This is a genomic window from Larkinella punicea, assembly GCF_003334855.1.
Taxonomy (GTDB): Bacteria; Bacteroidota; Bacteroidia; order Cytophagales; family Spirosomataceae; genus Larkinella; species Larkinella punicea.
In genome coordinates this window covers 74,524-88,796 of sequence record NZ_QOWE01000028.1, presented here as the reverse complement: position 1 = coordinate 88,796, position 14,273 = coordinate 74,524, and the positions used below count along the sequence as shown (strand labels likewise).

At 54.0% G+C, this 14,273-nt stretch carries 11 protein-coding genes; 2 read left to right on the top strand and 9 right to left on the bottom strand.

Annotated features, from left to right (window positions below):
- Positions 1–66: 66 nt before the first annotated feature.
- From DUE52_RS27200 to DUE52_RS27175, 6 genes are all read right to left on the bottom strand, one after another.
- Positions 67–2,430, bottom strand: coding sequence for a M1 family metallopeptidase (locus DUE52_RS27200; RefSeq protein WP_374755926.1), 2,364 nt, complete (start codon positions 2,428–2,430; stop codon positions 67–69).
- A gap of 243 nt (positions 2,431–2,673) precedes the next feature.
- Positions 2,674–3,372, bottom strand: a complete 699-nt coding sequence (locus tag DUE52_RS27195; protein WP_114409240.1) for a hypothetical protein — start codon at positions 3,370–3,372, stop codon at positions 2,674–2,676.
- Positions 3,373–3,403: 31 nt separating this feature from the next.
- Positions 3,404–4,162: a hypothetical protein gene (locus tag DUE52_RS27190; protein WP_114409239.1), complete on the bottom strand. Its 759-nt coding sequence runs from the start codon at positions 4,160–4,162 to the stop codon at positions 3,404–3,406.
- A 21-nt stretch (positions 4,163–4,183) separates the two neighbouring features.
- Positions 4,184–5,302 (bottom strand): hypothetical protein, encoded by a 1,119-nt coding sequence (locus DUE52_RS27185; protein WP_114409238.1) that lies wholly within the window; start codon positions 5,300–5,302, stop codon positions 4,184–4,186.
- 32 nt (positions 5,303–5,334) lie between these two features.
- Complete coding sequence (locus DUE52_RS27180) at positions 5,335–6,042, bottom strand: hypothetical protein (RefSeq protein WP_114409237.1); 708 nt, start codon at positions 6,040–6,042, stop codon at positions 5,335–5,337.
- A gap of 141 nt (positions 6,043–6,183) precedes the next feature.
- On the bottom strand, positions 6,184–9,816 hold the full coding sequence (locus DUE52_RS27175; RefSeq protein WP_165841048.1) for a WD40 domain-containing protein: 3,633 nt from the start codon (positions 9,814–9,816) through the stop codon (positions 6,184–6,186).
- A 233-nt stretch (positions 9,817–10,049) separates the two neighbouring features.
- Between DUE52_RS27175 and DUE52_RS27170 the strand changes: the two genes are divergently transcribed.
- Positions 10,050–11,642 carry a hypothetical protein gene (locus DUE52_RS27170; RefSeq protein ID WP_114409235.1) on the top strand — a complete coding sequence of 531 codons (1,593 nt, stop codon included), beginning with the start codon at positions 10,050–10,052 and terminating at the stop codon, positions 11,640–11,642.
- On the opposite strand, the gene DUE52_RS27165 is transcribed toward DUE52_RS27170, so the two are convergent.
- The 3 genes from DUE52_RS27165 to DUE52_RS27155 all read right to left on the bottom strand — a co-directional run bounded on the left by DUE52_RS27165 (position 11,635) and on the right by DUE52_RS27155 (position 13,500).
- The gene (locus tag DUE52_RS27165) at positions 11,635–12,267 is read right to left on the bottom strand and encodes a hypothetical protein (protein WP_114409234.1); all 633 of its coding nucleotides are present in this window, start codon (positions 12,265–12,267) and stop codon (positions 11,635–11,637) included. The genes DUE52_RS27170 and DUE52_RS27165 overlap by 8 nt on opposite strands.
- A complete protein-coding gene (locus tag DUE52_RS27160) occupies positions 12,264–13,235 on the bottom strand; it encodes a hypothetical protein (RefSeq protein ID WP_133299956.1) in 972 nt (323 codons plus the stop codon). Before DUE52_RS27160 ends, DUE52_RS27165 begins: the two co-directional genes overlap by 4 nt.
- Positions 13,236–13,311: 76 nt before the next feature.
- Entirely contained in the window at positions 13,312–13,500 is a 189-nt protein-coding gene (locus DUE52_RS27155; RefSeq protein ID WP_114409232.1) for a hypothetical protein, read from the bottom strand.
- Between the two features lie 190 nt (positions 13,501–13,690).
- On the opposite strand from DUE52_RS27155, the gene DUE52_RS27150 reads away from it, so the two are divergent.
- Entirely contained in the window at positions 13,691–14,245 is a 555-nt protein-coding gene (locus tag DUE52_RS27150) for an RNA polymerase sigma factor (RefSeq protein WP_114409231.1), read from the top strand.
- The last annotated feature ends 28 nt before the right edge of the window (positions 14,246–14,273 follow it).

Below are 14,273 nucleotides of genomic sequence, written 5' to 3'. Positions count from 1 at the left end.
AAAAGTGAAGAGTGCCTGGCTACTTTTATATTTAATATTCATCATTTTACATTTGAAATCCATTTTTTACCTTCTAGGTGCTCCGCCCTGCGTAGCCGGTGGTTGCGTGCTTTGCCGCTGTTGCTGCATCGGATTCGGAGCGCCCCCACGGCCGCCGACCTGCTGCTTATACAACTGGAAACGTGTCGGCTTTTGCGGCTGGCGCGGGAATGAATTGTTGTCCGTATCGATGTCGGCGATTTCCTGGAACGGATCGAGCGTCCACTGCGTCACTTTCTTGCTGGTTGCAATCACCTTGTTGATCTGCGCATCGTTGAACCGCCAGATCTCCGCCGGAAACCGTGCCACCGAATCCGTGCCGTCCTCGAACTGCATCCGAATGATCACCGGCATCGGCAAACCGCCCTTGTTTTTCAGCGTTAGCGTATAAAAGTTGTTCTTCGATTCGAGTGTTTTGCGTTCTTCATCGTTGAGCGACGCCAGATAATCCTGGTATCTCTTTTTGTCGGCATCCGTCACCGCAAACGGGTCGTAGCTGTTGTAAAAATCGCGCATCGTCGAGTCTTTGGCTACGACGGTCTGGTCTTTCGTAGCCGCGTCGCGAATCTTGCTCATGGTTTTGGCTTTCGCTTCGGCTTCGGTGCGGGCCAGAGCTTTTTCGATCTCTGGATTCTGGGTGTTGAGCGTAAACCAGTCGACTTCGACCAGATCCTGATCGACGGGTTCGACGCCGTAGAACCAGCCTTTCCAGAACCAGTCCAGATCGACGCCGGAAGCGTCTTCCATGGTGCGGAAGAAATCGGCCGGGGTGGGGTTTTTGAAGGCCCAGCGATTGGCATATTCCTTGAAAGCGTAGTCGAACAGTTCGCGGCCCATCACGGTTTCGCGCAGAATGTTCAGGGCCACGGCGGGTTTATCGTAGGCATTCGGGCCAAACTGAATGATGTTGTCCGACGAGGTCATGATGGGCGACAGCGTGGCCGGGTCCGACTTCATATAGGGTACAATGCGTTGCGGTTCGCCATAACCGCTCAGGAAGTTATAGTCCCACTCTTTTTCGGCCAGATACTGACAAAAACTGTTCAATCCTTCGTCCATCCAGGTCCACTGCCGCTCGTCGGAGTTGACGATCATCGGGAAAAAGTTGTGACCCACTTCATGAATAATCACCCCGATCATCCCGGCTTTATTGCTCTCCGAATAGGTGCCATCGGGTTCGGGCCGACCGCCGTTGAAGCTGATCATCGGGTATTCCATGCCGCCGTAGCGCGTGGCATGGCACGAAATGGCCACCGGATACGGGTATTTGAAGGTGCGGTTTCCGTAGGAACGCAGCGTGTGTTCGACGGCCCGCGTCGAATATTGTTCCCAGAGCGGATTGCCTTCTTTGGGGTAGAACGACATGCTCCAGATTTTCCGGCCATCGCCGTAGACGTCGGTTTGCATGGCATCCCAGATGAATTTTCGCGACGAGGCAAAGGCAAAATCCCGGACGTTATCAGCTTTGTAAATCCAGGTTTTCTTGCCGGTTGGTTTGCCTTTTTCGGCCGCAATGGCTTCGTCCTGCGTCACAATTTTGAGTGGCGTTTTCGAGGTCGATGCTTTCTGCAAACGCTGGAACTGCGTGGGCGTCAGCACCTGCTTGTAGTTCAGACATTCGCCGGTCGAACCCACAATGTGGTCGTTGGGAACGGTGATGGCCACTTTGTAGTTGCCAAAAATCAGCGTGAACTCGCCCTGACCCAGAAACTGCTTGTTCTGCCAGCCGTTCACGTCGTCGTAGGCGCACAAACGCGGAAACCAGTGGGCAATGAAGTAATTCCGGTTCCCATCTTGTTCGAAAAATTCGTAGCCGCTCCGGCCGTAATAAGCGGTAATGTTGTAATTCCAGTCGACGCCGAACCCGAATTTCTGACCCGGTTTTAGCGGAGCGGAAAGATCGATCCGCATCATGGTTCCGTTGATGGTGTACTTCAGCGGTTTCCCGGTTGCGTCCCGAACGGCGGTTATTTTATGGCCATATTCTTTTTGGCGATCGATCTGGGCACCGGGCTCGGCATTGTTGAGGTTGTGCAACCGGGCTAGGCTGCTCCCGCTGGTCGAAACCGCCGACCGGGTGGCTAAGTTAGCCGTTGAATTCTTCTCAAACAGGTTCTGATCCAACTGGAGCCAGATGTATTTCAGGGCGTCGGGCGAATTGTTGTAGTATGTAATCAGTTCAGAACCAATGATTTTCTGGTTCGTATCGTCGAGTTCAACCTTGATGTCATAATCAGCACGGTTCTGAAAAAAATCCCGACCCGGTGCACCGGTGGCCGTCCGAAAGGTGTTGGGGGTGGGTAGTTGGGGGCCGAGCTGTTCAAAGCGGTCGTTGGCCTTGTAAGGCGTTGTTGAAGGCGCCTGCGCCCAGATTCGGCTGGTCAGGGTCATGCATACCGCAACCAGGGCGGTGATTTTTAGTCTCATAGGTTCGTAAAAGTCTTTCGCGTACAAAAGTGGATGAAGTGCGCTTTAAAGATAAAACGAAAGCGGAAGTGTCCCAAATTTTCGGCTACGATTCCACGGAAGAACCCGGTTTTTACAAAAAACACCACGCGAATCCGGCCTGATATGCCCGATTCGCGTGGTGTCTGGTATTGAATTATTTCCGGATCAAACGCTTCTGAGGGACGATCAGAAAGCGTGAATGATGACCCGTTCGGCAATCTTTTTAACCACCCAGGGTACCTCACCGGACCGTCGGGAAGGCGTGTGGTTTACCTTCCAGGTGCCCTCTTTCGTGCCCGCAACCAGCCTTGGATTATCGGAATTGACCAGCCCCGGTGTCCAGACCACTTTGAGCGATTGACCCGGTTCGAGAAACGTATAGCCCGCAAAGGGTTTGTACTGGTCTTTTTCCGGCAGCGAAATAACCTTCAGATCATCATAGCGTTTGCCCGGATCCCAAACCGACTCGATAAAAGTATCACCCTGATAAACAAACCGGTATCCGGTAACGGGAATCCACTTGCCCTCCACTTCGTCGGACCAGGCCATGTAATCCGAATGCAGCAAACCGGCTTCCCAGTGGGTTTCCAGCCCTTTGGTCCGGTCGGTAAATTGATAGCCCGGAAGTGGCTTCCAGTCGCCCTGGGTTGGGGTGGTTTCGGCATTGAACTCCGGATGCTTGATGCCCGCCAGCCATTTTACGCCGGTGATTTGCCAAAAAAACCGGGCATCGGCATTTCCGCTGTCGGCCCACCCATACCCAGGGTCAGCCGGTTTCGACAAAAACAGGCCGCAAACCGTGATTTGGTTGGTCATGGCCACAACGAGATGCCACAACACGACCAGAGCGAATACCCCAATGGCAATTTTCTTGTAACTATTCATCCGTCAAAACCGTTTGATCGTCCTGGTGTCCTTAAAATTTGACCGAAAGCCCAACCCGCGACGACGACAGGCCGGTGTAGCCCAGTTCCAGAAAGGCGCCGACCTTTGGGCTGAAGTAGTATTTGCCGCCGATAAAGTAGTTCAGGAATAGCCCGCTGCGGGAATCATACCCGTAGCCATACCCCGAATCATTCCACCGGAAGCTGCGGTAGCCCAGCCCCAGACCGGCGTAGAGGTCGACCTTCTGGGTGTTCAACTTCAGCAACCGGTTGGCGTGGAAAGACCCTCGTAGGCCCAGATACGTGGCGGTGTAGCGCCAGCGGGAGCTGTTGTAGTAGTAATTGCCGTAATTGCCGGAGTTATAATCCAGTTGAGCGCCGACGCTGAAATCCTTATCAACGCCCACTTCATACGATAGACCAATGGGATTGCCGTAGTAATACGATGATAAACCGACACCGATATTGAGCAGGTTGTCGCCTTTTTTGTAGCCATAGCTGGGCGAGCGGCTCGATTTCCAGGCATACCCCCGAACGGGCGACGGTTGGGTCGTCGTACTCGGTGGAGCCGGTGGCGGAGTGGGTGGCGGGGGTGGGGGCGGAGTGGTTTTCTGGGGAAGCTTCGACGAATTGGCCCGGTCCGCAGCGGGGGGGCCGGGCGTGCGCGGTGCCGGTTTTCTGGCAGGTGCCGCAGCCGGCGTTTTCAGAACCCGGGCTTTGGTCTGGGCGCGAACGGCAACCGACAGACTCAGCGTAAGCAGGATCATCAATAATGTCAGGGACTTTTTCATTTGTGGGCTTGTTTAGAGAAGTTAAATCTTTTTGAAATCGGTGAACTGGCCGTGAACCGTGAGGGTGTAGTTGCCAGGGCCCCGTCTGGTTGCAGAGGGATACGATTGCACCATGATCCGGTAGGTACCCTGTGTTACTTTTTCAACCGCGAGATACGTTGACTTGACCGCACAACAGGTGTTGTCGAGCTGCTGACCGACGCTGTTCTGCAAGTTTATTCGAACGTCGATGTCGGCCGAGGAGAGATTAATATCCAGTGGCGAATTATTATTGGTAATCTGGATCGTATAGGTATCGAATGCCCCGCCTGAGGCCCAATTTCCCGATACCGTTGTCGACTGTGAGACCACCCGTTTCAGGTTACCTACTTTGCCGAATACGTTCAGACGATAACTTCCGATGCTTCCCCGCTCACGGGTACCAGCCATAACCGTGTAAGTGCCTTTTTTCGCGGCAATAATCCTGAATCCGTAGCGGTTACCGAATTCCTTTGTAACAAGTTGTCCCAATTCATCATACAAATGCAGCGAAATATCTGTATCGGGCGATTCGAGTTCAACATCGATGCTGGTGTTATCGTCGGTAATGTCAAACGTGTAGAAATGATTCTTAAATGATTTATCGAGCCCTCCACCACCCAGCGTTCCCCAGTTTTGGGTGTCCGATTGCAGAAGTTGCGACGGTATTCGGACGGGTTCACCGTTTACCCCCAACATCGTGAGTTCAAATTTGCCCACGGCGCGTCGGTCGGAAGTGACGACCACACGGTGTTTTCCGGCGTTGAGTTTATACGGTTTCGACATACTCCGCGATTGCCCGCTCACATCGATACGCTGCCCAAGCGGGTCGAACAAGGCATAGGCTACATTGATGTCGGACGAGGTAAGTCCGACAATCACATCCTGATTCGCGTTTTTGACCTCAAAATTGAACTGGTAATTTTTGAAGGTATCGAAGTTATTGAAACCGCCCCCCCCACCCTGGGCTGCCACCCACTCGCCGGTAACCTTTTGCGGTGTAATAATCGGGTCAACGGGCGTAGGAACAACGGGTGTAGGGGCAACGGGATCAGGCTCCCCTTCTTTTTTGCAACCCAGCAGAATTCCGATCAGCAGGGCGAAAAATAGACTATGTTTCATGGTCGTGTTCGTCTTGGATGTTGCGTGGGTAATCAGTTGGTGGCCAGCGTGTAGCGGTTGTAAACGCTTCCCCGGTTTTTAACGCGGATGGTAAACAGGCCGGTGTAGCGCGGTGTCCAGGAGGCCACACAGCCGTCGGTGTAGTCGTCATCGCGGGCAATCAGGTTGCCATTGTCGTCGTAGATATACAGGTCGAGATCGGTGTCGCCATCACCCCGCAAGGCTACGATGGCCGACTCATACCCGCGAAACCGGATTTGGAACACGTCGACCGAGTTGGCAGAAACGCTGGTCGTGCTGCGCTTGGGGCCACCAACGGCGCCCCGGGTGGGCAGAGCAGGCTTCACCCGGTTTGCCAGGGCCAGCACAGTCGCATCACCTTTGGCCAGCCGTCGGGCGTCGATCAGCAGTTGTTCAGGATTGGCCAGGTCGGGCTTGGCGGGTTTGGAATCCGTCGGGGCCGATTCGGAGGGGTTCTGACGGGCGCTGGCGGGCAGGGGGCTGACATTCAGCTTGTACATCATGTCGGCAGCCGTAATCAGACACAACGCGTTTTTCGTGGCATAACCGTAGCGGGCCAGGCTCAGGGCCGAGCTGTAGTCCTGCACCTTCTGGGTTTGGGGTGTTGTCGGTACGGCGGGTTTTTCGGTCTCTTCGGGCTTGGTGACCGGGGTCTTTTGGGCGAACAGAGAACCACACAACAGGGTTAAAATCAGGGCGAAAATAGCGGGCTTTTTCATGGGACTTAGCAAAATGTTTGGTTGTTTAGTAGGTTATTCAGGAGGGGGGGTAAAATGTAACAACCCGTCCGGAAAAATTTTACAACCTTTTTTTGCCTACGCGTCACGCCCGTCAGTTACCCCGGAAAAGCCCGGAATTTCTCACGGTTTCACCAGGTCCTGCGCCCGGGTCAGCACCGACTGCGCCAGTTCGGGTAGCTTGCTTTTTGTCCCTGTTACCACAAATTCGCCCACCGCAACGGTGGCCCTAAATACTTTACACGACACCGAAATCTCCTCGCCCCGGAGTGTGTAGCGACCGCTCAGGGTGTAAGCTCCCGGATAGTCTTTGGCCTCCATCGTGAGCACCGGCGCGTCGGCGCCCCGCGTGGCGATCAGGTCGTTCAGGGCACTTTCGACCTTGTTCTTCAAATCCAGCACGTCGTCAAACTGCGTTTCTTCCTGAAAGCTTCTGACCAGCAGCACCGGTTTGGGTTCGGATATCCGGATTTTGGCTTTTACCTCCTCCGTCACCCGCCCCACATCGAAACTGCGCTGGTTCTGAATTCCCCGGTAGAACGGCTGCTGGATACCACCAATGCCTTTGGCCAGTAGCGGAACCTGCTCCACGGCGTAGCCCAGCCACTTTTCTACGTCCACAAACTCCTCGGAACCTTCCCGGCGCAGGGCCGCACCCCGCAAGCCTTTCAGGAGTGCGTAGGTGAGTAGCCCCTGCCCATACACGCTGGCTTCGTAGCTGACGGCATCAGCCGCCGAACCGGCCAGCACGTAAAAGCCGGTTCGCTCCTGGAGTCGATCCAGTGCCCGGATCTGGCTGGCGGGAATGTCACGGGCCGCGACGAGCAGCTTCTCTGCGCCTTTTCCTGCCGCGCACACATCCAGAATCAGGAGCTTCTTCCGGGCCGGTATCAGGTTGAGATACCGGGTCAGCTCCTGACTCGACAGGGCGTAGGTCTGACGGATGGCGGGATCGGTGAGGTAACTGGCGTCGGCCGAGGTGGCCCCGGAGGTGAGGTAATACAAATCGCCGTCCTGCCCGCCGTAGTTGATGGCGTGGCCCGACAGGTGCAGCACAAAAATATCCTCCGGGTGGGTTTTCTGAGCCGCTTCCAACGCCTTTACAACTTCGGCTTTGGTGGATTGGGGTGGTGCGCCCGGCTTGGTAACGAGCCGTTGCACGCTTACATTTGTCGGGCCGAGGAGTTCGGTAGCGGCCAGTTGCAGGCCATTTGCAATCTGCTCGGCATCGGTATGGGCAAAGTTCAACCCGAGGTTGGAGGTGCCGACCACCACGGCCCAAAGCCGCACGGTTTTGCGGGGAAGAGCAGATTCACCTTTCTCGGGCACCCCACCCCGGGTACGACCGGCAGGCTGGTAGTTGAGTTCGACGGGGCGGCTGCGCAGCCAGTTGGCCCCGTTGAGTGCCACAACGCGGACAGTATTGAGCGTATCGAATCGGTTGGCGAATCGGCTCAATGACAGCGTGAGGGTAAGGTCATTTTTGTTCACATCCCGCACCGGATTAGCGCGCAAATCATTGACGACTTCAGCTCCATTGATGAAGACCGAAACCGGACCAATACCGCCCCGACGGTTTTTGAGTTTGACGGTCAGCTTGTCGCCTTTCAGGGAAAGCTGGATGCTGGGCGGCAGGTTGACCCCTTCGAAAGCGGGCACCTGACGAAGGGTCTCTTTGCTGTTTCCCATCAGAATAGGCAGCAACCCCGGCTGATAGTAGCGCTGTTTCAGTTGTTCCAGTTCAATCACTTTCCACGGTTCGTCGCGATCCGTAGAATCGTTGACCACGTAGTGCATGAGTGCCATCGCGCCCGGCGAGGCATCGAACAAACCGGTGGGGGTGGTTACCACCCAGTCGGAAGAGTCAACGGTGATGAGCGTAGCGATTTCTTTGCCCGTCTCCGTGTTCCAGATTTTGGTGGTGTGGTCATAGGAACCGGAAAAAATAAATTGTCCATTTTGGGAGAAGGCTACGGATTTAACGATGTGCGCGTGTCCCACAAACGTTCGAATCAATTTGCCGGTAGTAACATCCCATAATTTAAGTGTTTGATCACCCGACCCGGATACGATGTATTTTCCGTTGGGTGAAAATACCACCGAATTGATGCCATGCTCATGTCCCTCGAACGTATGGAGCAACTTGCCGGTGTTGCCGTCCCAGAGTTTGACCGTCCCGTCAGTAGAACCGTAATAATCATCAGAGCCGGATACGATGTATTTTCCGTTGGGTGAAAACGCTAACGAATTGATATTTCCCTTATCATGTCCGGCAAATGTTCGGATCAGTTTGCCCGAATTGACGTCCCAGAGTTTAAGTGGATGGGTGTTATTCGACTCGATCCATGCACCGGATAAGGCATATTTCCCATTGGGCGAGAATGCCACCGGATAAGAGCTTTTATATCCTTTGAAGGTTCGAATTGACTTGCCGGTATTGACGTCCCAAAGTTTAAGTATACTATCAGAACCGGACAGGGCGTATCTCCCGTTGGGTGAAAAAGCGACCGATCTTACATAGCCACTATATCCCTTAAATGTTCGCACTAATTGGCCGGTATTGGCATCCCAAAGTTTGAGTGTATCCGATTGCGTTGCGGTTAATACCTGCCGACCATTCGCAGAAAAGGCTATCGATGAAGAGTAATCAACCCGTACGGCCTGCATCCGTCGACTTAAATTGGCTGACCAAAAACTAAAACTAGTATGATCTGCCGTAATTAATTGACCATCAGAGGAAAAGGTTAAGTAGTGGACCGGATTGGTATTTCCGCCAAGAAATTGAAATACCTGTCCAGTGCTTACTTCCCAATAGCCGATGCTATTTCCAAGCCCGGTTACCAAATACTTGCCATCGGGAGATAAGTCCGCAGATTCTCCGAAAAACGTCTCAAACGTTCGGATCAACTTACCCGTTGGAACTTCCCAAAATCGAACCGAATTATCGTCATCTAAAGATACAATCTGGGAGCCATCCTGCGAGAAAAGTACGGAGGAAACACTGGCGGCATGTCCTTTAAACGTTTGGATTAACTTGCCGGTAGTGACTTGCCAGAGTTTGAGCGTTTCATCGTCAGAACCGGATACGATATACTTGCCATCCGGGGAAACCGCTACTGATTTTACATTGTCGGTGTGTCCCTTCAACATTCGGATCAACGTGCCTGTTCTGACGTCCCAAAGTTTGACCGTCCCATCAGTAGAACCGTAATAATCATCAGAGCCGGATACGATGTATTTCTCATTGGGCGAAAACGCCACCGAATTTACTTCGTCGGCATGGCCTTCAAACGTTTGCATTAATTTGCCGGTATTGACGTCCCAAAGCTTGATCGTCTTGTCATCGGAGCCCGACAGGACCAATTTGCCATTCGGTGAAAAGGCAACGGAGGTAACCCAACCGGCATGGCCTTCAAACGTCCGAACCAATTTGCCGGTATTGACTTGCCAGAGTTTAAGTGTACTATCACTGGAACCGGACAAAATATACATGCCGTTTCGGGAAAAAACGGCTGAGTTAACGCTATATAAATGACCTTCAAACGTACGCAGTAATTTGCCAGTCCCAAATTCCCATAGCTTAAGGGTTCGGTCTACAGACCCCGACAAAACATATCTTCCGTTCGGAGAATACGCCAGGGAATGAATGTCCTCCGTATGCCCAACTGGCACCACCAGCTCCGGTTTCTGGCTGTACGTGATGAGTGAAGCCAGCAAGAGATAGAAAAACAGGATAAACAGCAGCAGGGTTTTCATCGCGATCATTTTACAGGATTCAGGTTGGGCGTCTGTTTGGCGGAAATACGCTACAAGATAAAAATGAAATTCAGCTAATCGATTCAACACCCGGCTTCGTAGAGACCGAAACCGGGTGTCGTTTCAATGGATATGGATAAAATCGGAAAACCGTGGTGTGGCGGGTGTTACATTTGGTTATTCTTGCGGAATAAAGAAATGTAACAGGTTCGCCGAAAAAAAACCGTTGTCGCATGGGCCAGCCCTTTTGGATGCACTTTGTACTGGCAGTTAGCCTGCTTTTTCCCGTATCACCCCCGAAAGAACCGGTCGATCAAACGGTTTTGATGCACCGCGTTTATGCCCGGCTGCTCCAGACCATTGGCAATCCGCCCGATGCGCCCGTGCTGAAACTCCTGCCACGGCGACAAACCGGTGTCGAAGGTCGGCTGAGATACCGACCCGACAATCCGACCCGAATCGAACTGGGTGACGATGTGCTGTCGCTCTGCGGGGGCTTTGGTGCCGATGCCGATGCGGCACTGGCCTGTTTGCTGGGACATGAACTGGGTCATTTTCAGTATCGGCACGGCAGTAAAAAGGAATTCTTTTCGCCGTTGGAAGTGCCAAACAGCAAACCCAATTCGTTCGAAAATCAGGAAGCCCTCGCCGATCGTTCGGGGGTATTTATGGCTTATCTGTCGGGTTACGATGCTTTTTCTCTGGCCCCGGAGGTCTATACCCGGTTTTATGACGCTTTCGTACACGGTCAATTGACGGGGTATCTCAGCAAGCAGCAACGCTTAAAAATGGTGGCCGACACCACCGACCGGGTGCGGGAACTAGCCCAACTGTTCGAGGTCGGCGAAATCAGTTACCTTTTGCGCGATTATGAATCTGCCAGTAATGCTTTTGTCGGGTTAATCAAACGGTATCCGAGTGCTGCAACGCGCAACAATCTGGGAGCAATCAAACTCAATCAGGCGCTGGCCCTGATGCCTTTAGCAAAGGAAGATCCCCGGCTGCGGTTTGAATTTCCGGTCGAATTCGATAGCGATAACCGGCTGCTGACCGTGCTGCGACGCGATCGCTCATTGCCGTTTCGGCAACTGTTGACCGAAGCCCGGACCCTTTTCCGAATCGCTTTGTCGGAGCAACCCACGCACCAGACGGCCGGGCTCAACCTGTCCATTGCGGAGTATCTGCTCAACAATTCTGACGAGGCCCGGCAAACGCTGGCCAATTTGCAGAAACCGCTGTCGGCCAATGCCCATCTGATGTTGGGCATCGTTCAGGCCGACCTCAGTCAGACTGACGAAGCCCGGAAGTCGTTCAAGCTGGCGGTAACACAGGGGGCTTTTCGGGCAGCCGGGAATCTGTCGTATTTTGAAAAAGGCTTGCAACCCGGCTGGAAACAGTGGCTGGACGGCTTCGTTCGGGACCGGGATGCAAAATCGGGGAAACAGACGCCCATTCCGGCCTGGCCAGATCCGAAGAATTTGCCCAAACTTCCGCCGATGGAACAACTCCCCGGCGTTTCAAAGGCCGCCCGGATCGCCCGAACCGACTCGCTGACCAGCTACTGGCTGCCGATTGCCGACGAGCCAACCAGGAGTTCGTCGCCGACAGTGCGGATGTACCGGGTCTTGAAAAGCAGCCGACTGGCGCTGAAAGGATTCGCCATCGGTAGTCCGGCCAGTCAGCTAAAACGGTATGGGGCACCGGCGATAACGGTCGCCGGTGCCCGGAACACGGTTTTCTACGGATTTCGGAGTGCCAAACGGTGGCTTTTTCTGGAATACCGCGACAGCCGGCTGGCGGGCTGGGTGGCTACCGAAACTAATTAATCGGTAAAAGCGGTTTTCGTTCGCCAGAGGTTTGTTTATCAAGCTGGTAGGATTTTCCCTGGGGCGTTCTGAGCAAATAGTCGCCCTCACGCCGATCGCTCAGAATCCATTGTTTTGCATCGGCAGGCAGCTCAGGCAGGAAAAGCTGGATACGGCCTTCACCGCTGCTGTATTCGCCCCCCGACGGCCCCCGGCTGTTGAATTCAACCGAAAAAGTCGTTCGGTTAACTGAGGTGTCAGTTGCCATCCCAAAGTCCCGTTGGTCATACGGAATTTCAACCGCCAGCATTTCCGGAGCGCGGTTGTTGTAGGCCAGCCAGCCTAAGCCCACCACCAGAACGAGGACGGCTGCGGCCCGGAACCAGGTTTGTCGCCAAATCGGTATCGGCAGCGGCTTCACGATGCCTCGCTTCGGCCGGTTCGCCATGAACTGCGCTACGATTTCGCGGTCTTCGGCCTGTTTCTGCGCTTCGATTTCGCGGTTAAGCGCCTGTTGAATCAGCACATCGGTTCGGAAAACCGGATCCTCGTCTATCTTCTGCCGAACCAGGGCCTGCGCCGACGCATCGAGTTTTCCGGCCAGGAATGCCTCGATAAAGGTCCATTTATTTTCGTCCGTAATCATTGGGCTGAAGGGGTAATGTTAAGTTTGCTTTTCAGGCAATCATAAATCTTTTGCCGGGTTTCTTTCAGGCGTACACTGGCGGTGTGGGCGTCCTTGTAGCCGGCCATTGCGGCAATTTGTTCCATGGTTAATTTGTCGAAACTACTGTCTATGTCTTCGTCGCTCAGCAGGACTTTATCATAGCCTTTCCAGAAGGCGTATTTGAGCCGCAGCAACAATTGCCGTCGGTCCTGTAACTTCTTGAAACAATCAGCAATGGAGCGCTGGAGTTCTGTATAGTCAATTCGTTTGAGGAGGGGTCTTTCCTCATCGGGTCGACCTGGTGTTGTATTTTCCCGGACAACCTCTTCGAACCGCAGGTGAAGATCGACACTGTCTGGTTCCTGACTGTCATCGGGTGGGACGGGGTAGTCGAAAGTTCCGATGTCGTCGTCTCCATCCGATTCATAGGGTGTTTCGAGCCATTGCCACGAATCTTTTCGATTGATGCCCAATTGTTTTAGGGCCTTATAGCGGGCAATTCCCTTCACGACGGTTGAGATGAGGGCCACCACCGGTTTTTGGTTGGCGATCATTTCAAAAAACACCCTGAAACTGTCGTTCAGAACCTCTTGTTGCTGGTCGGTGGTCCGAAAGGTATAGGCACTTAAAAACCGCTGGACGGTGGCCTGATTTTCGGCCATAATCTGGTTCATGGCTTCCGCCTGCTTTCGGGATGTACCGTGTACGGTCAGCCAGACCTGCGCCTGCTCCCGGGTCAGCCGTTGCGCAAAAGCGGCCTGGTGCAGCCGCTGTTTGGTGGCCACGCGCCGGATGTGGAGCGCCGTCTCAATCGTCTTGCCCATAATCAGGTCGATAGCTGTTTCGGACAAATGGGCAAAGTCAGTCGCCAGGGTCTGAGCAATAACGGGTTCGATTTGTGATAGATACAGCGGGAGGTCGTCGGGAGTACGCGGGGGGGCAGCCATCAGGAACGGGAACGATTAAGCCACAAAGTAAAGAAAAAGCCGCCACATTACACTCCCGTAACGTGGCGGCTGTTTTTTACCGTCCGGGCGGCTTGCCAGGTCGGTCTGGTGGGTCTTCGTCGGCGGAAGTCACGCGGACAGTGGGCTGCGTTTCGGCCGGAGCGGGTTCAACCGCCACCGATTCGCAGGCACTCATCGCCAGCATCACCACCAATCCGCACATGCCCATCCAGCCCATAGTCGAAGCTTTGGTCTTTTTTTGCATAGCCGATACCCTTTTACGGGTCGTTTATTGGTTGGTGAAAACCGGCTCCGGGACGTCCGCTAAAAGCTTTCGAAGCAGGGTTTCGAGGGTGTATGCCCGGCTTCGAAAAAAAAATCACAACCCGCCTGAAAAAAATGTTACATTCCTCGGCTATCGCGGAATAGGTGTGTGAAACCCAATTCGCTGCCGCATGACCAGCCAGGACCAAAAGCTCTACGAAGACCTCTGCTCAGACGACCCGCGCCGACTGGCCGGTGCGATCCGCCTGCTAACCCGGCGGGTCAACGTGATTGCCCGGCGCATGGTGCTGGGCAACAGCGGAACCCGTTCGGATGTCGATGATGTGGTGCAGGATACGGTGCTGGCTGTTTGGCAGCAGGTCCGGTCGGGCAGCTATCAGGTTCGGCCCGATGTAGCGCTGGATGCGTATGCGACGACCATTGTGCGGAATAAATGGCTGAGAACGCTGCAAAGACGGTCGGTGGTCGTACCCGGCGATCTTGATGAAAACCGGACCAGCGACGCATTCACCGAAGACCGTCGGCTCCCGGATCTGGAAGAGGCTCTGGCGCGGCTGGGTCAGGCCTGCCAGCGACTACTCAAACTGTTTTACTGGGAGGGCTATTCCATGGAGGAGATTGCCCGCCTGCTGGAGATCACGATGGAAGCGGCTAAAGTGCGGAAATACCGCTGTATGCTGCGACTGGGTGAAATCCTGCGCAAAAAAAACGGTCGGGCTGAGTGATTTGCCCGTACCGAAACCGTTCTGATTC